Origin of the sequence: Campylobacter concisus (assembly GCF_902460675.1) — a bacterium.
GTDB classification, from domain to species: Bacteria; Campylobacterota; Campylobacteria; order Campylobacterales; family Campylobacteraceae; genus Campylobacter_A; species Campylobacter_A concisus_AJ.
In genome coordinates, this window is record NZ_CABPUQ010000001.1 from 1,727,516 (window position 1) to 1,746,011 (window position 18,496).

Here is an 18,496-nt window from a genome sequence, read left to right on the forward strand (position 1 = left end):
AAATTTAAAGGAAAAACAATGGCTTACCCACTACTAGGCACAAAGATCGTGATCGATGAAGAAAAGGTTTTAAGGGAGAAAAAATATAAGCTAGATGTGATCTATGAATATTTAGACCAACTTGCCAAGCAGTGCGACTTGATCAAGATTGACAAAAATACTTTTCACGCAAAGGGTAATGAAAATGACTTGGCAAATTTGGGTCTGTTTATGTGTAGATATGCGGTAGAGAACGAATGGCTAACAAAAAATATCAAAGAGTGGATTTGGATTAGCGAAAACTCTGGTAACGAAGATATGATGGCGAAATTTAAGAAAGAAAATATAGGAGTTTGGGAGTGAGCGATAAAAAAATCTCGCCATATCAAATTTTCATGTAAATTTTAAAAAAGAGCCTGCGAAAGGTTAAATTTTGCTAGGCAAGGTAAATTTAGATATGGCAGTTCTAAACCGATTTGTTAGCAACCTTTTTATTAATAGCAATATCGAAAAAGACAAAAAGCAAGATCAGTTTTGGCAAGGGATTAAAATTTAACCGCATAAAACTAACAGCCTTGCCATAAATTTGACGCAAATTTATATCCTCCTAGCCAAAAGCAATCATCTACCTAAATTTAACACAACCCACAAGATCAAATTTGAGCGTTATTTTTAAATTCCGCCACTCTCGCCTTTGCAGCCTGCGTGATATCATCCTCGTAGTCGTAGAAGTTAAAGGTCGCTCCGTGCTGAAAAAAGCCATTTAGTATATCGCCGCTCTGGCGGTTTTTCAGATCAAGCTCGGCCACCTTAAAGCCGTCATTTGTTGCGCAAAATTCCTTTAGCCTTGCAGGCGCCTCTTTTAGCTTGGTAAATAAAAAGCAGTATCCATCGCCGCCATTTCGCCCCACTCTACCGCGCAGCTGATGAAGCGTGGCAAGCCCCAGCCTCTCAGCGCCCACGATCACTATCGTATTTAGCCTTGGCAGTGAGATGCCGACCTCAACAACCGTCGTTGAGAGCAAAATTTCGCCCTCTTCTCTAAACTGCCTTAAAATTTCCTCTTTTTCTTTGTCTTTGCCGTGCGTGACAAAGACATTTTTGAAATTCTTTAGCCAAAAGCCCTGAGCCTCACTTAGACTTTGGTAGTTTGAGCTCTCGCTACTCTCAACTAGTGGATAGATGATGGCTACTTGAAAGCCGCCCACAAGCTGTTTTTTGATGTGTGCGAGCAGATAGCCAAACTCGCTAGCACCTAAAATTTGGCTCATTATATTTTTCTTAAACGGCATCTGCTTTAAAAAGCTAAAATTTACGATCTCAGACTGGATCAAACTAAGCGTCCTAGGTATTGGCGTAGCTGAAAACTGCACGAAATTTGCTCGCTCATCCTCGTTTGAGGCAAGCTCTTCTATCTTTTTGCGCTGATTTGAGCCAAATCGGTGCTGCTCATCGACCATGACAAGCGGCGAATTTGGTAACTCATGAAAAAGTAGCGCATGCGTGCCAACGATCAAATTTACCCCGCTAAAGTCTATCTTTTTCTCCCCGCTTCGCACGAGCATCACATTCATAAAAGCGGGCAGCAGCCTCTTTGCTTCGTTATAAATTTGCTCGCTTAAGATGCTTGTTGGCGCCATCAAAATGGCACTTTGCGGATAGACGCTAAGAGCGGCTGCTAGGATAACAAGCGTCTTGCCACTTCCCACATCGCCCATTATGACGCGCCTTTTTGCCTGCACAGCGCTAAGGTCGTCTCTGATATCATTTATCGCATTTAGCTGATCATTTGTCGGCGTAAATGGCAGGCTCTTAAGCCAAGAGTTTATGTCAAAAAGCTTGATTTTAGGGCTTTTAAAGTATGTTTTTTTCGCACTTAGCTTCTTTATGTAGTTAAAAATCTCTACAAATTTTAAAATTTGCACGCCCTCATTATCATTTTTTAGGCGGTATAAAATTTGCACGCTTTGCTCGTCTAACCGCTGCAAATCAGCTAGAAATTTAGCCTCTTTTTCATTTAAGCCCTCTGTTAATAAATTTTCTAAATTTATATATTTTAAGATGATTTTTTTTAGCTCTTCATCTTTTAGCTCGGTCTTAAATTTAGGCACGATCTGGCCTATTTTTGTGGTGATTTTTGGATTTACGATCTGCCAAGAGCCAAAGGCGTAGGAGCAAAGCCCATATATCGCCATCTCTTTGCCAACCTTAAAAGCGCCGTAGTGCCATGACTTTGCGTTAAAAATGACGATCTTCACGCTACTTTGCCACTGCTCGCAAAAGGCAAGTGCTGTTAGCATACCAGGGCGCGAGGCGAGCGAGGTGATCTTTACATTTATGCAGACCTGCCCTTCTCTTGGGCTCTTAGCGATCGTCGTATCCTCAAAGCCCTTTGGCAGCACTAGAGCAAGGTCGAGCAGGCTAAGCACGCCTATTTTTAGAAGTTTTGCCCTGTCGCTTGCTTCAAATTTCATTTTTTAGGACGCAAAAACTTAGCTCGTTTATCTCTGCGTGGGCTTTTATGAAGCTATTTAGCTCGCTTAGCGAAAGGGCTGAAATTTTATCCAAGTCCTTTAAAAATGCCCCAAGCTCGCCATGTTCGTAAAACTCGCCTTGCGCGATGTCAAGGCGCTTAAATAGCGTCTCAAGCCTAAGTGGCAACGAACCAAGTAAAAATTTCTTCGCCTGCTCAAGCTCGGCCTTGCTAACGCCTTTTTTACTAAATTTTAAAATTTCCTCTTTTATAACGGCGATCGCCTCGTCTTTTTTCTCATTTTTTGTCTGCATGTAGCCGTAAAGCTGGCTGTAAGAGAGATTTAGTAAATTTCTAGCGTAAGCGCTGTATGCAAGCCCTCTTTTCACGCGGATCTCCTCCATGAGCCTCGAGCCAAAGCCACCCTCGCCTAAAATAAATGTCGCCACTGCGGCCTTGTATTTCTCTTCAGGTTTTACATCAAATGGCGCGCCAAAGTAGATGTATGCCTGCTCGCTTTGCCTGATGATCTCGCTACTTTCGCACTTGTTACTTGGGCTAAAGCGCTCTAGCTTTCGCACCTTGCCAGGTTTTAGGATTTCTAAAACGTTAGCCAGCTCTTTTGTCTGCTTCTCGTCGATGTCGCCACCAAGCACGCAGAGCAAATTTGAAAGGTCTAAATGCTCGTTTAAAAATTTCCTCACATCTTCAAGCGTGATCGCTTTTACGCTCTTTTTAGTGCCGATACTTGGTTGTGCAAGCACGCTTTTTGGGTATAAAATCTCAAAAAGCCCTTGCCTTGCCACGTAGTCAAAGTCGTTTTCATTTGCTGCGATCTCGCCAAGAGTGACGGTTTTGCACCTATTTAGGATCTCATCTGTTAAATTTGGAGCGAGTAGTAGCTCTTTTAGCTTGCCGCACGCAAAGGCAAAGTGCTCTTTTAGGCAGTTTAGGTCGATGCAAAATGTCTCAAAGCCGCAGCTTGCATTTAGGCTAATTGCCCTTACCTCAAGCTCTTTGGCAAATTTAGCCGAGCCTAGCTTCATATCGCCCTCATTTAGTAAATTTGCACTAAGTCTTGCAAGGCCTGCTAGCTTGCCGTTTTGCGAGCTACCAGCTGCTTTGAAAACTAGTTTTAGGCTCACTACTGGCATCGCTTTTGAGTTTTCAAAAACGACTGGAATTTTTATATTTTTTACATTGATATCTAAAATTTTCATCTAAAATTTCTCCAAAATATCGTAGTTTGTGTTACGCTTAGCTGGAATTTCTCCAACATCTTTTATAAGCTCGATCATCTGGTCTTGATTCATCCTAAAGCTAGCACCTGCGGCCTTTACGACGTTTTCTTCCATCATCGTGCTACCAAGGTCATTTGCGCCAAAAAGAAGCGCTAGCTGGCCTACGTAGCTGCCCTGCGTGACCCAGCTGCTTTGGATATTTTTAAAGTTATCCAAAAAGAGCCTTGAAACCGCAAGTAGTCTTAGGTAGACGTTTGAGCTTTGCTTTTTGATCTCTGGAAACTCTTGCATGAGCTTTGTATTTAGCCCCTGAAAGCTCCAAAGTATAAATGCTCTAAATCCAGCCGTTTCATCTTGTAAATTTCTGATGTGCTCCCAGTGCTCGACGATCTCGCGAGTGCTCTCAACCGTGCCAAACATCATCGTCGCAGTCGTCTTCATGCCAAGCTCGTGCGCCTCTTTGTGTATGCGAAGCCAGTCTGCGGTGTCGCATTTTTTAGGGGCGATGATGTCACGTACTCTATCGCTTAAAATCTCCGCTCCAGCCCCTGGCATCGAGTATAAGCCCTTTTCGTTTAGGCGTCTTAAGACCTCTTTTGTAGAAATTTTTGAAATTCTTGCGATGTAGTCGATCTCAACTGCAGAAAAGCCATGTATCGTGATGCTTGGATAGTGCTTACTGATGTAGCTTACAAGCTCCTCGTACCACTCGATCTTTAGCTTTGGATGAACGCCACCTTGAAATAAAATTTGCGTGCCGCCAATGGCGATTAGCTCCTCGATCTTCTTGCCGATCTCCTCAAAACTTAGCACATAAGCGTCTTCTTCTTTTGCGTGGCGGTAAAATGCGCAAAATTTACAATCCACCCAGCAGACATTTGTATAGTTGATGTTGCGATCTACGATAAAGGTCGTAATGCCCTCTGGATGAAGCTCTTTTTTTCTAGCTAGCGCCATCTTGCCAAGCTCGTGAAGCGGTGCATTTTCTATAAGATCGATGGCTTCATTTACACTAAGTCTTTTCAAATTTAACCTTTTATTTTGCTTATTTTTGGGCGAAAGTTTAGCCAAAAATGCTTTTAAATATGATAAATCAGGCGTTATGAAAAATTAATTTTTAAAGGCTAAAATGTGAGAAATTCTTTAAAGGAGAGAGTTATGAAAAAGGTGATATTTGCCGTTATCTGCGGATTATTTTTAGTTGGTTGTGCTAAAAATGAGCTAAAGCCAGCTGAGCCACAAGGTACAAGTTGCGGATGTGCTCATCATCAAAAAATGATGCAAGAAAATATGCCAAGCTGCCCTCATCACGGCATGCAAGGGGCGATGCATGGGCAAATGCCAGCAGGCTGCCCAGCCCACGCAAAATAGATAAAGTGCCAAATGGCACTTTATTTTAATATAACTTTGTCGCCTTTAGTGCCTAAAACCTGCACTTTCTCGCCATTTTTTAGCGCTCCGTCATACTTCCAAAGAGTGCCTTTAAAATAGACCATATTTTCTCTGATCTCGCCAACGCCAGCTTCATCTAAAAATTCCTCATTAAAGCTCTCTTTTCTAGCCATAAATTTGCTCTTTAACGGCGCTTTTAAAAGTGCCAGCAAGACAATCGCAAGTGCCGAGACGCCTAAAATTTGATATGGCCACTCAAAGGCAACGCCAAAATTTACCGCTCCGATGATGATAAAAGCTAGACCAAAAAATAGCAGATAAAACGAAAATAGCATAAGCTCAGCCACGCACAAGAGCGCGCCGATGGCTATCATTATAAAAGGACTTATCACGCCTTATCCTTAGCTAAGAAATTTTTTAAAACACTAAGCGAGCCGATGAGTTCAGCCGCCTCATAAGGGACTAAAATTTTATCTTTTGAGCTATTTTTAGCTAGCTCGCTAAATGCCCCGACCCTGTCGCGCGCAAGCAAAAATTCAGCCGCATTTGCGTTTTTGCTCATGCTATCGTTTATCATATCCATAGCCTCTTTTTGAGCCGTTGCGATGGCGATTTGCTCGTATTTTTTCGCATCAGCCATACGCTCTATAGCCTCTGCTTGAAGCACTTTTTCTTGTTTTAGTGCCTCTGCGTTGCGGATTAGTGCCTCTTTTTCAGCCAAGGCTTTTAGCTCGATCGCGCGCTTTTCACGCTCTGCCTTCATCTGCATATTCATCGCCTCTTCGATGCCAAGTGGGACAGAAATTTCAGAAATTTCCACACGCATGATCTTTACGCCCCAGTTGCCAGCAGCGTCGCCAAGAGCCACTTGAAGTGCGGCATTTAGGCGGTCACGTGAGCTTAGCGTATCGTCAAGGTTCATCGCGCCTATCTCGCCACGAAGCGTTGTCATGGCTAAATTTGCAATGGCGCGCTTGTAGTTATCAACATTATAAACCGCCATTTTTGCGTCAAATACCTTTAAAAAGACGATGCCATCGACACTTATATTAACATTATCTTTTGTGATGACTTGCTGTTTTGTGATATCAACAAGCTGCTCTTTTATAGTTATGATCGCTCTTATCTGATCGACAAATGGGATGATGATATGAAATCCCCCATCAAGCACCTTGTGAAATTTACCAAGTCGCTCGATCAGCAAGTTATCTGCTTGTGAAACGATCTTGATACCAGCCTTTAAAAACAAAAATGCAAAAATAACCAAAACAACGACTAAGACGCTAAATGTCTCAACTTGCATCTTCTCTCCTTTAATTTATAATTTGTTATTTTCTTAAGTATTATAATACATTTTTAAATTTTATCTTTTAAAAAGGATCAGCATGAAAAATTTTATCTTTGCACTAAGTGCGGCTCTACTTTTAGCAGGTTGTGCTACGTCAAACCAAAGCGCAAGCGTCCCACAAGGCAAATGTGAAGTAAAAGGTAGCTGCATGGCTCCAGTAAGCAGCATCGAAGGCACTTACAAGGCATTTTTACCTTGCGCTAGCTGCATGGGCATAGACTCAACCCTCACACTAAAAAAGGACGGCACATTTGAAAGTGTGATGAACTACAAGTCAAAAGACAACTACAAAGCCGTTAGCAAAGGCAAATACTCGCTCAATAATGGCGTTATCACAACCGTTGATGAGTATAAAGAGAAGAGCTTTTATAAGATCGATGGCGAGAGCCTAAAGATGCTTGACATGGATCAAAAAGAGGTCACTGGCGAGCTAAAAGACAAATACATCTTCAAACGCGTAAAATAAATTTTAAAGGCAAAATGATATAATTTTGCAATTTTTAAGGAGTTGCAAATGAAATATCTTTTTGCCATACTTATCTCATTTTTCATCATTGGCTGTGCGAAAAATGAAAATTTAAAGCCACAAAATCAAGAACAAACACAAAAATCAAAAGAAGAAAAACCTCTTCTTAGAGATGAAAAACCCAAAAAACCAGAAAAACTAATACTTTCAAACTCTATCTACACGAGCTACTACACGACCTTGCCATGCTCAAACTGCGAGGGCATAAAGACTATCCTAACTCTAAATAAAGACAAAACCTACACAAAAACTATGCTTACGATGGATAAGGCTGCCACCTTGGTAGAAAAAGGTGGCACCTTTGATGTCGATGAGAGCGCTATCGTGCTAAAAGATGAAAACGGCGCACTAAGCTACTTTGTGCCAAATAAAAACTCACTTCTTCAGCTTGATGATAAGAAAAATAAGCGAGTTGGCGTGCTAGCTCAAATTTATAACTACGAGCCGGTAAATAAGGCATATAAAGATAGTTTTTTTGCTAGATTTTCTAAATTTAAAGACAAAAATGGCTTTTTAGAGCTTGTGCTTGTGCCTAGCAAAAATGGCGCAAAGATAAGCTTTTACTCATCACTAAAAGATGGCTCACCACTTTGTAAATTTAACTCAGAGCTACTTTATGACAAGGGCATTTTTTACCTTTTGGATGAAAAAGGCGTGGCTTTAAGCGTGCATAAAACTGCTAACGACATCTTCATAATCGCAAACGATAAAATTTGCAAAAATGCTCACATAAGCGGACACTACAAAAGAGAAAAAGGCAGATCTAGCCTCTTTGGCAAGGGCTTTTTTGCAAAACTTACAAACGAGTCAGCAAACGCTGATGTGATGAAATTTTATGGCGCAAAAAACATAAAAAGAGACAATACAAAAAAAGAAAATAGCTACATCGTCACAAGCAAAAACGAGAGAATTTTTGAATACACCTTGCTAAATGGCATTATCACAAGCATTGAAATTTACTCAAATGAGTTTAAAACTCCTGAAAATATCAGCCTAAAATCAAATTTCAAAGATATAAAAAACGCCCTTGTCATCTCTAAATTTCAAAGCGACGCAAACAATATCTATCTAAAAATAAACAGCCACGACATGCTCATAAAGCTTAAAAATCCACTTGCACAAGAGATAACAAGCTTAAGCCAGATCCCAGACGAGGCACAAATAGAACAGATAACTCTGATGTGGAACCAGTAGCTTGAAAGAGTATCTTAAGCTTTTAAAGGACGAGAGAAATTTCCGCCTTTTAAGCACCATCCAGCTCATGTGCTACTTTGGTGTGTGGTTCTCGCACACTGGCATCTTTACGCTACTTATCTCGCTTGACGCTCCTGTGTGGGCGCTTACACTAAGTGCGGCGATGGCATTTATCCCTGGCGTTGTCATCGCTCCATTTAGCGGCATTTTGGTTGATAAATTTAGCCCAAAACCGATGCTTGTTATCATGATGGCGGTTGAGACCATAAGCGTTTTTATGCTGCTTTTTATAAATTCGCTTGATTTTTTATGGCTGCTTTTGCTTATCATTTTTATCAGAAACGGTGTTGGCGGGATGTATTTTCAAGTAGAAATGAGCGTGCTACCAAAAATTTTAAGCAAAGAGAGCCTAAAGCTTGCAAACGAGATTCACTCCATCATCTGGGCGGTCTCATACACCGCTGGCATGGGGCTTGCTGGCGTTTATATACACTTTTTTGGCATCAAAAGCGCCTTTTTGCTTGACGGAGCTCTTTATCTTTGCAGTTTTGGCTTTTTATATCTTTTAAAGCTAGACGAGCTAAAGCCAGAATTTATAGAAAAACCTCTAAAAATGCTAAAAAACGGGCTTAAATATCTAAAAGAAAATAGGCTCATTGTGCATCTTATATTTTTGCACGCCTTTGTTGGCATCACTGCCTATGACGCATTGATCGCACTTTTGGCTGACTATAGATACGCAAATTTACTCTCAACCTCGCTAGTTATTGGCCTATTAAACGCCTCAAGGTCGATCTCGCTTATGTTTGCGCCAGCCTTGCTTAGTAAATTTATGAATAAAAAAACGCTCATCTACATCTACATCGGTCAAGGAGTTGGCATCATCATCTGGGCGCTCTCTTTGCGAAATTTTTATCTCTCGCTAATTGGCATCGTCTTTGCAGGCTTTTGCACCTCAAGCCTTTGGAGCTACACCTACACACTGCTTCAGCAAAACTGCCAAAAAGAGTTTTACGGCCGCGTGATCGCGTATAACGATATGGTTTTTCTTGGATTTAGCGCACTTATCTCATTTGCGATCGGCTTTTTATACGAGCTTGGACTAAGCGTGGAGATGATCGCAACCTTCATGGGAAGCCTCTTTTTTATTGGAGCCTTTTACTACCACGTAGTTTCAAAAAGGTATGAGATAAAGTAAATCTACTTTTGTCCAAAAAAACCTAAGAGAGCCATAAGTATAAAAAAGATTATTGCCCATACAATTTGAGAGCCTGGAGAATCTTCATCATCTGTCTCTTTTTTATCCTTTTCCTCAAACCAATCTCTAACATTATGCTTAACAGAACCCTTTTTTAAACTCCCACTACTTGTTTGTGATAAATTTTCTTTTTTATTGGCTTCACTAGCTGTAACAGTATTGCCATTTTTTGAAATTTCTGATTTTTTACTTTTGTCATCTTTTACCATAGTATCTTCATCTTTTAAAGGTACTACTTTAATATCATTTTGGTCAAAATTCTCCTCACCACCTATCTCTTGCCATTTGCCATTTATCTTAACCATATTTTTAACGACGGTAGAGTTCTCTTTAAAGGTCTTCAAGTCGCTTGGTTTTAGAGGAATTTCTACTTTGTTATTGCCATCAATAATTACAGCGTTGCCTTCCTTTGAAATTTCTATTTTATTATCTCCATCATGGATCACAAATGTGCCATCTTTTGAAGGATCAATCTTGTTATTATCTTTATCAAAAAACTCACTCTTTCCATTGACACTAACCTTAGTCCATTCATGAAACTCACTATGAGGTGACATATCTTTAAGAGCATCAAATTTTGCAAAATTTACTGGAATTTCTACTTTATTGTTATTTTCATCAACTATTACAAAATTTCCATCTTTTGAAATTTCTATTTTATCTTCACCATTAGTTGCGCTGGTCTCATACCATTTTCCATCTACCTCAACCATATTTTTAACCACGGTTGAGCTTTTAATATCATCAATTTTTATTGACTTTTCCACTTTGTTTTTGTCGCTAATAACTACATCATCTTTTAAAATTTCCGCTTTATCTTCAGATTCATCTTTTTTAAGCTTGATAATATCAACATTGCTAATCTCTTTTTGAATTTCTTCGCTACTCTCACTGACATTAGGATCTTTGCCGCTACTATCTATCTCAAACCATTTGCCATTTACTTTAACCTTTGCAAAGCCATTGCAAAAATCATCAGCATCATCAAATTTACACTCTATTACCTGAACACCATTCTTATCTATAAAGCCAAATTTGCCAAATTTTTTAACCCTGGCTAACCCTTCACAAAAGTCACTTGCATCACTAAAATTACATGCAATGACCTGCTCCCCTGCTTCATCTATAAAACCATAGTTACCAAATTTCTTAATCCTAGCTAAGCCATCTTTAAACTCGCCAACTATCTCAAAAGTCTGCTTCATCCTTCACCACCTTTTTTTGTGACTATTTTATTTATATTTTTTTAAAAAGATACTAAATTTAATATTTTAAAAAGAGAGTGCAAGAGCTTAAGCTCTTGCAATTTTATAGATAAACTGGGATATTTGTATGTTCTAAGAAAAATCTTGATGTTCCGCCAAGGACCATCTCCATTAGTCCGTTTTCGCCGTATCTGCTAGCTACGATAAGGTCTGCGTTTCTATCATTTGCAGCTTTTAAAAGTGCCTCGCCAGGTATCGTTGTAGTTGCTATAACTTCAAAACTAGCGCTGATATTATGAACCTTAAAGTACTCTTCAAGTTTTTTAAGATTTAGCTCGGCATTATCGCCAAGGCTTGCTTTTGAAGTGATGCACTGAACTTTTTTAGCGCTCTTTAAAAGATCGATCGCGCCAGTTAGGGCTCTTGAGCTTTGAGTAGTGCCTGTCCAGCTTACAAGGATATTATCAGCTTTAAAATCACGCATCTTTCTAGGGATAACGATCGCATTTTTGCCACTTTTTAAAACAGCTGACTCAAATGTGCCAGTGATCTTGCCATCAAGTGGCACTGCAGCTACGACTAGATCGCAAAATTTACTCTCTTGCTCGACTATGGCGCTTCTTTTTCCATTATGGATTGTGAAATTTGCAGTGCAGACATCTTCGATAACCTCGTCGCTCACCTTTATGCCTAGCTCTGCGCAAATTTTATTAAAAAGCTTTTCGTTCTCTTCATGCTCAACCGCAAGCTCTGACTTGGCTGATTTTAAGAATTCCTCAAAAAGCACTCCACCACGAAGCGTCATTTTCATATTATAAACCACGCTTGGATCTAGTTGGCAAGTGAGGATCTCCATGTGAGCTTTAAACCATTGTGCAACCTTTAAAGCACCGTAAATTCTTGGCTCGATATCGTCCCCTGCTCCTATTGGAAAAAGCAACTTTTTGTATTTCATCATCTATCCTTTAAAAATTTATTCAACCAAAGAGAGCGAAATTTTATTTCCTTTTTGCTCGCTCACACACACTTTTACCTGATCGCCTACATTTAATGGGCTCTTTATCTTCGAGATGTGAAGCAGACCATCAACACCGTCTTTTAGCTCGATAAATACTCCAAAATCAACCACGCTTTTTACGCTTCCTGTAAATTCATCGCCTATGTTAAATGTCGGTTTTACGCGGTCTTTGTCGTGTTTAAATGGCTTTTTGCCAAATGAGCGAGAGTTCTCTTTTGAAGTGATCGAGATGATGTAGTCTTTTGCCGCATCGACATTTTTCTTAGCGCCACCTGCGATTTTAACTTCGCCTTTTTCTCTATCAAGGTCGATTGAAACTTCAAATTTCTCGATGATCTCTTTTATGGTCTTGCCAGCTTGACCGATGATATCTACGATCTTGCTTGGATCAACGCTAAACAGCTCAAGTTTTGGAAGCACATCTTCGTTTATCTCTATATTTTTATCAGCCTGTGTCATTAGAGCAAGGATATGCTCTCTGCCGCGTTTTGCTTGATAAAGTGCCTCTTTTAGCACCTCTAAGCTGATGCCTCCAAGCTTGATGTCCATCTGAAGCGCTGTGATGCCATCACTTGTGCCAGCAACTTTAAAGTCCATATCGCCGTCGTGGTCTTCAAGTCCCATGATGTCAGTTAAAACTGCGTGCTTATCGCCTTCAAATATAAGACCCATCGCAACACCTGCAACTAGTTTTTGGGTATTGACTCCAGCAGCTCTAAGTGCGAGTGAACCACCGCAAACGCTAGCCATAGAGCTTGAACCGTTGCTCTCTAAAATTTCTGAAACGACCCTTATCGTATATGGAGAAGCTAGATCGATGCTTGGTGCAAGGGCACGTTTGGCTAAATTTCCATGTCCAAGCTCACGTCTGCCTGGAGCTTTAAGTGGGCTTGCTTCGCCTACGCTAAAGCCTGGGAAGTTGTAGTTAAACATAAATTTCTCAACCAAAGGAGCTTTTTCAGTAAGGATGTCATACATCTGAGCGTCGCTATCTGTGCCAAGTGTAGCGACAACTAGCGCTTGAGTTTGCCCTCTTGTAAAGAGGCATGAGCCATGAGCGTTTGGAAGGACATTTGTCTCGATGCTAATAGGCCTAACCTCTTCAAGTCCGCGTCCATCGGCTCTAACGCCCTCGTTTATGATCTGCTCTCTTACTATTTTCTTTTTATATTTACCAAGGGCATTTGAGATGACAGCCTCGTCCCAGCCCTCTTTTTGAGCTACCTCATCGCTTGAAATTTGCTTAGCGATCTTGCCAAGCTCGCTTGCACGCTCACTCTTTGCCATTTGGTTGATAGCGTTTTTAACCTCTGCTTTATAAAATTTATCGATGTAAATAGCGATATTTTCGTTCTCTATCTCAGGTTTTAGTTCAAGCGCAGCGTCCTCTTTTTTATGCTCTTTAAACGCCTCTTCGTAAGCGTTGCTAGCTCTTAGTATGGCCTTTCCAGCAAAGTCTATCGCCTCAACCATCTTATCTTCGCTAAATTCATTCATCACTTGCTTTTGAGCCATGCTATCGCTTAGGCTTGGATCTATCATTGGCTCGATCGCTACCATCGGTATGAGCTGCGTAGTTTGCTGAGGCAAGCTTCTCATCTCGATCATCAAAAGCTCATCTTTTGTACCAGCTACATAAAGATCGATCGCACTTTGTTTTAGCTCAGAGTTGCTTGGGTTTATAACAAATTTATCATCTATATATCCAACTCTCACGCCACAAACTGGACGATTTACTGGGATATCGCTAAGATACAGTGCAACTGAAGCCGCATTTAGGCTCACAACTTGCAAATCAACCTCAGGATCAGCCGAAAGCACCATTACAACGATCTGCGTTGGGTATGCGTAGCCTTTTGGGAAAAGCGGGCGAAGTGATCTATCTATGATGCGAGCTGTTAGCGTCTCAAAGTCGCCTGGCTTGGTCTCACGCTTGACGTAACCGCCTGGGATTTTACCAGCAGCGTAAGCTTTTTCGATGTATTGCACCGTTAGAGGCAAAAAGTCCTCTTCAACTTGCACATCTTCTCTTGCCACAGTTGCTAAAACTACGGTATTTTTCACCCTTAAAAGCACTGCCCCACTAGCTTGTTTAGCTACTTTATTAAGGTCAAAAATTTCGACCTGATTATTGACTTCTATACTATATTGCATTATTTTTATCTCCTTGTTGTTTTTGTAACGGTAAATAGTGAGGGCTCTCTTCTAATATCGACATGATGCGCTCGCTCGTAGCCTCGATCTTTTTCTCGTAATACGAATCCACATCGATAAAATCAACGATCTTGTTTATCGTGTAAATTTCATCGACCATATCATTTAAATTTGCAAAGACATCGGTGGCTATCATCGGCGTTGCGTATGAGATGGATTTTACCTTCACATCAAGCAGCGTCTTTATGCAGATGAGTGCCGTCATGCCAGTCTCACACCCCTCATCAATCAGTAAAATATTCTTGCCCTTTAGCTCTCCTATCAAATTTCCTTTTCTATATTTATAGACATTTTTTAAAATTTTCTCTTCATATTTTCTATGCGCTTCGCCGTAGATGTAGTCATAGCTTATGTTAAAAGCTTTTATGAGAGGATCGTTTAGTACGATATCCTCAGTTTCGCTAACTATCGCTACGTCACATTCACTGTTGTTTGGTGCAGGGATTGGCTCGCTAAAGAGCATCTCATAGCTTAAATTTAACCCCCTGCAAACCACATCAGTCAGGATAACTGACTCAAGCGACATGCAAAGAACTATCGTCTTAGCGTCATTTAGCTCTTTTTTTGGCAAGATCTCGATGAGCTTATTGGCTGCATCTAGTTGATCTTTAAATTTAACGCTTGCCATTATCTAGCCATCTTATTTGCTACTTGATGAAGCGGTGCTGCTTTGTGAAAAGTCATAGTGCAAGCCGCCCATCGGATAGAAATTTATAGTAAAGTAGATGCCACTTTTCTTAGTTGAGGCTGAGCCATTTGTCGTTGTTGTCGGCTCGACATCGTGTTGATAAATTAGCCCGTAGTTCCAGCACTTTCTTTGATGAAGCACGCCAACTCTCCAGCTCTTTGTGTAACTTCTCTCAACGTCGTATTGCCAGTCGCCAATTAGGCTATATTGATGAGGGAGCTTCACGCCTGCACTGCTTGTAAAGTAGCTATCTTTTGTTGCGCTGTTTTTAGCCTTGCTATCGCTCTTTTTCATCGTATGGAGCATATTTATCCAAAATAGATCGTGCGTATAGTAAAGTCCGTTTTGAACCTTTTTAAGCTCTCTATCTTTGTGTGAGTACTCAAGCTTGTTATAAAGGCTAAAATTCTCAAACGGATATAGATAGATGGCATTTTTTAAATTTGAATATTCATCATCTTTTGTGTAGTAACCTTGTGATATGCTATGTTTTACGACTTTTCTACCACTGCCGTTAAAGAAATACTGTGTCAAATAGCCAGAAACTTCCTCTTTGCTCTGATCTTGAGCTAAGAAATTTTCATACTCATTTAGATCTTTATCGTAGATAAACTCGTCGTCTAAATTTCCTTTTCTATATCCTGGCAGCAAGTACTCAGCACCAAAATTTAAAGTGTGATAAAAGCTCTCATACGCCTTTGCAAGGTCTGTGTGAAGGGCAAATTTATGGTAGTTATTTACAAAATTTGTGTGTTTATCTTCTCTTTTGTCATCAAATGAATTTATCTTGTTTTCGTAGTTTATCCTTGAAGCGTAAAGATACTCGTAAAATGAAAATGTTAAGCTATCATCAAACAGTGGCACATGCACTGAAGCTGGGAGTGTAAATTCATACTGAGTTGCCCTAACGCCTATCTTTCTATCATATCTGTGTGATTGAAGATCGATTGAATATAAGATATTTGGCAAGACTATATCATCTGTAAATTTATGATACTGAAGCGATGGAAGCTCTTGAAGCGTATCTTTGTTTTCGTTCTTTGAGCCGATCTTTTCGGTATCTATGTAGTATTTCGCATAGGCACCAAAGTAGTGATCGTCATTTGCGATGAAGTAGTTAAATTTAGAGGTCACAAGTGAATCATAGTCATCGTCTCTGCCCTTTAAATTTAGATAGTCTATGTCATTTAGCTTGGTTGCATCTATCCACATACCCTCTTGCAGATCAGCCTCACTAAGGTATTTTATGAGCTTATCTCTTTCGTATTTTAGACCGACACCTTTATGGGTTTTGTTTTTTAGCTCAGCTCTGTTTGAAGTCTCGCCTTTTTGCTTGGCTCGGTAGCTGTTTTTATCAGTAAATGAACCAAAGCTGATCTCACCTCTTGAATCAGGCGAATCAGTAAATCTAAAAGCACCGTAAATTCCAGCGCCTCTGTTTGTTCTGATCTGCGGATCAAACTCCAGATCCCACTCATTATAAGGCGCAAAATATACTGGCTGCTTATAGTAAAAACCCTCTGACTTGCCATATCCAAGCTCTGGCGGCAAAAGGCCTGTCCTTCTTGTAGTATCAGTTGAGAAGCCAAAGTATGGCAGGTAAAAGACTGGCACGTTTGCTATGCGAAAGACTGGGTTAAAAAGATGCAGAAATTTACTCTGTTTGTTTAGCATGGCTGAGCTTGAAGTGATGCTCCAGTCAGGGTCTTGGACGTTGCAGCTTGATACCATCGCCTTTCTTACTCTGTAGTACTCACTATCAGAGCTACTCTCGTCGCTCCTCATCCACACTTCCATGTCTTTGTTCATCATAAAGAGCGACTCAAAGGCAGCGTTGTTGTTTTTTAAATTTAGCTTAGCGTAGTTTGAGCGGGAGACCTCATCTTTGCCCTTCATCATATTGACATTGCCAAAGAGCTCAATGACTGAGTTGTTTTGATCATAAACAGCACAATCAGCCGTCACAAGATACTCTTGTGAATATACAACGACGTTTTTATTTGCCGTTACGATGCCCTTATCTTGCTTCACATCATCAGCCAATAGCTGCACATCTTGCACTGCTGCACTTAAACTAAAAACACAAACCGGAATTAAAAATAAAATTTTACGCATTTATCACCACTGTTTTTGCTATTTTGTCTTGCCACGTCTGCCTTGCAGGGTTTGAAAGTGCCCACGCAAAGCCAAGATAAAAACAAGCTTCACTAACTATCCTAAAGATCGCCCTAACAAGACTTTGAGTTAAATTTGGCTTATCTAAAATTTCTACATTTATACACATTGTCTTTGTTATCATCTGCCCAGGGCTTGCACCATAAAACCAAACGAAAAATGTGTGATAGATGACTTTTAGCAGGTTGATCTGCCAAAAAAGATTTAATACTAAATTTCTAGCATCATCAAAGTTAGTGCTAGTAGAAAGTGGCTCCCAATAGATGATCATAAAAAGAAATACAACTATGATCTCATCGATAGAAAACGCCATGATCCTTTTAGCAAAAGGGGCAAGTGAAATTTCTTCGTTTTGAAGCTTCTCTTCTATCTGCATACTCATTTTAGAGCCTGCCACGCGATATCTTTTCTATAGTGTGCTCCGTCAAATTTGACATTTTCGCAAAGCTCATAGGCCTTATCACGTGCCTCTTTTATGCTCTTTGCAGTCGCCACGCAGACTAGCACTCTACCGCCATCTGCGTAAATTTCATCGCCCTCTTTGCTCACACCTGCGTAAGCTATATGGGCGTCTTTTACATCATTTAAAACTGAAATTTTAGCCTTTGGGCTGCTTTTATAAGGATAATTTTTGCTAGACATTACGACACCAACAGCAAATTCACCTTTTAAGCTGATAGGCTTTAGCTCGCCTTTTGCAGCATTTAGTAAAATTTCACTCAAATTTCCATCTATCAAAGGCATCAAGACCTCGCACTCAGGATCGCCAAATCTCACGTTAAACTCAAGCACATAAGGCTCATTTTTCACGATCATCAGCCCTACAAAAAGCACTCCGCAAAACGGACTGCCTTCGTTTTTCATCCCCTTTAGCGTAGGTTTTACCACCTCTTCTTCGACCCTTTTTATCAGCTCTTTTGAAGCAAGCGGGCTTGGAGCATACGCACCCATACCACCAGTATTTGGGCCCTCGTCATTATCAAGCAAGCGCTTGTGGTCTTGCGCCACTGGCAAGCTTACGAAATTTTCGCCGTCACAAATGGCAAAAAAACTAAGCTCAAAGCCGTCTAAGAACTCTTCAACCACCACAAATTTACCAGCATCACCAAAGCTAGCCCCACTTAGCATGTCGCTAACTGCCTCTTTGGCCTCCTCTTTAGAATTTGCGATGATCACGCCTTTTCCAGCGCAAAGTCCATCAGCCTTTACGACCATTGGCACGCTTAATGTATCAATAAATTTAAATGCTTTTTCTTTGTCGTTTGTATTTAAATATTTTGCAGTTTTTATATTATTTCTAGCCAAAAAGTCCTTCATATAGGCCTTGCTAGCCTCAAGTCTAGCAGCTGCTTTGCTTGGTCCAAAGATGAGCAAACCCTCTTTTTTAAAGATATCCACCACGCCTTCGCTAAGAGGCGCTTCAGGTCCCACGATAGTTAGTTCGATACTATTTTTTTTGGCAAAATTTGCTAGTTCATGAAAGTCTTTTATGTTTAAATTCTCGCCAAGGCGTGAGGTCGCACCATTTCCAGGCGCAAAGTATAAATTTATATCGTTTTTTTCACTTTTTAGCTTAAGAGCGATGGCGTATTCGCGGCCGCCACTTCCTATTATGAGAATGTTCATATTATCTCCGTAAATTTAAAAACCCAAGTGGGCGTCGCATAGAAGAGTGGCCCATAAACAAAGCCAATCTTGCAAATAGATGGATACCAAAAGGTTGCAACTTCTCGCTGTTTAAGGCTCAAACGAAGCCACATCGCAAGGCACCCATACCTTTTCGCT

Annotated in this window: 17 protein-coding genes; 5 read left to right on the top strand and 12 right to left on the bottom strand. The window is 40.4% G+C overall.

Annotated elements, in window-relative coordinates:
* Window positions 1–18 precede the first annotated feature (18 nt).
* On the top strand, window positions 19–342 hold the full coding sequence (locus tag F3G88_RS08445; protein WP_149715886.1) for a hypothetical protein: 324 nt from the start codon (window positions 19–21) through the stop codon (window positions 340–342).
* A gap of 290 nt (window positions 343–632) precedes the next feature.
* Here the strand turns inward: F3G88_RS08445 and recG are convergent, their stop codons facing one another.
* From recG to F3G88_RS08460, 3 genes are read right to left on the bottom strand one after another with little or no spacing between them, the layout of a single operon-like run.
* Complete coding sequence (recG, locus tag F3G88_RS08450) at window positions 633–2,453, bottom strand: ATP-dependent DNA helicase RecG (protein WP_107831167.1); 1,821 nt, start codon at window positions 2,451–2,453, stop codon at window positions 633–635.
* Window positions 2,443–3,672, bottom strand: coding sequence for a M16 family metallopeptidase (locus F3G88_RS08455; protein WP_149715887.1), 1,230 nt, complete (start codon window positions 3,670–3,672; stop codon window positions 2,443–2,445). Before F3G88_RS08455 ends, recG begins: the two co-directional genes overlap by 11 nt.
* Window positions 3,673–4,719, bottom strand: coding sequence for a dehypoxanthine futalosine cyclase (locus F3G88_RS08460; protein ID WP_149715888.1), 1,047 nt, complete (start codon window positions 4,717–4,719; stop codon window positions 3,673–3,675).
* Window positions 4,720–4,851: 132 nt separating this feature from the next.
* On the opposite strand from F3G88_RS08460, the gene F3G88_RS08465 reads away from it, so the two are divergent.
* Window positions 4,852–5,064: a hypothetical protein gene (locus F3G88_RS08465; protein ID WP_103572928.1), complete on the top strand. Its 213-nt coding sequence runs from the start codon at window positions 4,852–4,854 to the stop codon at window positions 5,062–5,064.
* A 20-nt stretch (window positions 5,065–5,084) separates the two neighbouring features.
* Here F3G88_RS08465 and F3G88_RS08470 read toward each other — a convergent pair whose 3' ends face one another.
* Window positions 5,085–5,477, bottom strand: a complete 393-nt coding sequence (locus F3G88_RS08470) for an NfeD family protein (RefSeq protein WP_103572927.1) — start codon at window positions 5,475–5,477, stop codon at window positions 5,085–5,087.
* On the bottom strand, window positions 5,474–6,388 hold the full coding sequence (locus tag F3G88_RS08475; protein WP_103572926.1) for an SPFH domain-containing protein: 915 nt from the start codon (window positions 6,386–6,388) through the stop codon (window positions 5,474–5,476). Before F3G88_RS08475 ends, F3G88_RS08470 begins: the two co-directional genes overlap by 4 nt.
* A gap of 82 nt (window positions 6,389–6,470) precedes the next feature.
* Here F3G88_RS08475 and F3G88_RS08480 point away from each other — a divergent pair, with 82 nt between their 5' ends.
* From F3G88_RS08480 to F3G88_RS08490, 3 genes are read left to right on the top strand one after another with little or no spacing between them, the layout of a single operon-like run.
* Complete coding sequence (locus F3G88_RS08480) at window positions 6,471–6,899, top strand: copper resistance protein NlpE (RefSeq protein ID WP_149715889.1); 429 nt, start codon at window positions 6,471–6,473, stop codon at window positions 6,897–6,899.
* Window positions 6,900–6,947: 48 nt separating this feature from the next.
* Entirely contained in the window at window positions 6,948–8,153 is a 1,206-nt protein-coding gene (locus tag F3G88_RS08485) for a copper resistance protein NlpE (RefSeq protein ID WP_149715890.1), read from the top strand.
* Window position 8,154: 1 nt separating this feature from the next.
* On the top strand, window positions 8,155–9,351 hold the full coding sequence (locus tag F3G88_RS08490) for an MFS transporter (protein WP_149715891.1): 1,197 nt from the start codon (window positions 8,155–8,157) through the stop codon (window positions 9,349–9,351).
* A gap of 2 nt (window positions 9,352–9,353) precedes the next feature.
* On the opposite strand, the gene F3G88_RS08495 is transcribed toward F3G88_RS08490, so the two are convergent.
* The 7 genes from F3G88_RS08495 to purD all read right to left on the bottom strand — a co-directional run bounded on the left by F3G88_RS08495 (window position 9,354) and on the right by purD (window position 18,337).
* Window positions 9,354–10,616 carry a WG repeat-containing protein gene (locus F3G88_RS08495; protein ID WP_103572922.1) on the bottom strand — a complete coding sequence of 421 codons (1,263 nt, stop codon included), beginning with the start codon at window positions 10,614–10,616 and terminating at the stop codon, window positions 9,354–9,356.
* A gap of 103 nt (window positions 10,617–10,719) precedes the next feature.
* Window positions 10,720–11,571, bottom strand: coding sequence for a universal stress protein (locus F3G88_RS08500; protein ID WP_087582804.1), 852 nt, complete (start codon window positions 11,569–11,571; stop codon window positions 10,720–10,722).
* Between the two features lie 18 nt (window positions 11,572–11,589).
* Window positions 11,590–13,788, bottom strand: a complete 2,199-nt coding sequence (locus F3G88_RS08505; RefSeq protein ID WP_149715892.1) for a polyribonucleotide nucleotidyltransferase — start codon at window positions 13,786–13,788, stop codon at window positions 11,590–11,592.
* Window positions 13,778–14,476: a sodium:proton antiporter gene (locus tag F3G88_RS08510; protein WP_002941705.1), complete on the bottom strand. Its 699-nt coding sequence runs from the start codon at window positions 14,474–14,476 to the stop codon at window positions 13,778–13,780. The genes F3G88_RS08505 and F3G88_RS08510 overlap by 11 nt, the downstream gene beginning before the upstream one ends.
* Before the next feature lie 12 nt (window positions 14,477–14,488).
* Window positions 14,489–16,651, bottom strand: coding sequence for an LPS-assembly protein LptD (locus tag F3G88_RS08515; protein WP_149715893.1), 2,163 nt, complete (start codon window positions 16,649–16,651; stop codon window positions 14,489–14,491).
* Entirely contained in the window at window positions 16,644–17,093 is a 450-nt protein-coding gene (locus tag F3G88_RS08520) for an RDD family protein (RefSeq protein WP_149715947.1), read from the bottom strand. The genes F3G88_RS08515 and F3G88_RS08520 overlap by 8 nt, the downstream gene beginning before the upstream one ends.
* Window positions 17,090–18,337, bottom strand: coding sequence for a phosphoribosylamine--glycine ligase (gene purD / locus F3G88_RS08525; protein WP_149715894.1), 1,248 nt, complete (start codon window positions 18,335–18,337; stop codon window positions 17,090–17,092). Before purD ends, F3G88_RS08520 begins: the two co-directional genes overlap by 4 nt.
* Window positions 18,338–18,496 lie beyond the last annotated feature (159 nt).

Excerpts from the sequence above, each read along its gene's own strand:
- F3G88_RS08445 (WP_149715886.1), top strand. The coding sequence starts at position 19 with ATGGCTTACCCACTACTAGGCACAAAGATCGTGATCGATGAAGAAAAG.
- recG (WP_107831167.1), bottom strand. The coding sequence starts at position 2,453 with ATGAAATTTGAAGCAAGCGACAGGGCAAAACTTCTAAAAATAGGCGTG.
- F3G88_RS08455 (WP_149715887.1), bottom strand. The coding sequence starts at position 3,672 with ATGAAAATTTTAGATATCAATGTAAAAAATATAAAAATTCCAGTCGTT.
- F3G88_RS08465 (WP_103572928.1), top strand. The coding sequence starts at position 4,852 with ATGAAAAAGGTGATATTTGCCGTTATCTGCGGATTATTTTTAGTTGGT.
- F3G88_RS08475 (WP_103572926.1), bottom strand. The coding sequence starts at position 6,388 with ATGCAAGTTGAGACATTTAGCGTCTTAGTCGTTGTTTTGGTTATTTTT.
- F3G88_RS08480 (WP_149715889.1), top strand. The coding sequence starts at position 6,471 with ATGAAAAATTTTATCTTTGCACTAAGTGCGGCTCTACTTTTAGCAGGT.
- F3G88_RS08485 (WP_149715890.1), top strand. The coding sequence starts at position 6,948 with ATGAAATATCTTTTTGCCATACTTATCTCATTTTTCATCATTGGCTGT.
- F3G88_RS08495 (WP_103572922.1), bottom strand. The coding sequence starts at position 10,616 with ATGAAGCAGACTTTTGAGATAGTTGGCGAGTTTAAAGATGGCTTAGCT.
- F3G88_RS08500 (WP_087582804.1), bottom strand. The coding sequence starts at position 11,571 with ATGAAATACAAAAAGTTGCTTTTTCCAATAGGAGCAGGGGACGATATC.
- F3G88_RS08505 (WP_149715892.1), bottom strand. The coding sequence starts at position 13,788 with ATGCAATATAGTATAGAAGTCAATAATCAGGTCGAAATTTTTGACCTT.
- F3G88_RS08510 (WP_002941705.1), bottom strand. The coding sequence starts at position 14,476 with ATGGCAAGCGTTAAATTTAAAGATCAACTAGATGCAGCCAATAAGCTC.
- F3G88_RS08515 (WP_149715893.1), bottom strand. The coding sequence starts at position 16,651 with ATGCGTAAAATTTTATTTTTAATTCCGGTTTGTGTTTTTAGTTTAAGT.
- F3G88_RS08520 (WP_149715947.1), bottom strand. The coding sequence starts at position 17,093 with ATGAGTATGCAGATAGAAGAGAAGCTTCAAAACGAAGAAATTTCACTT.
- purD (WP_149715894.1), bottom strand. The coding sequence starts at position 18,337 with ATGAACATTCTCATAATAGGAAGTGGCGGCCGCGAATACGCCATCGCT.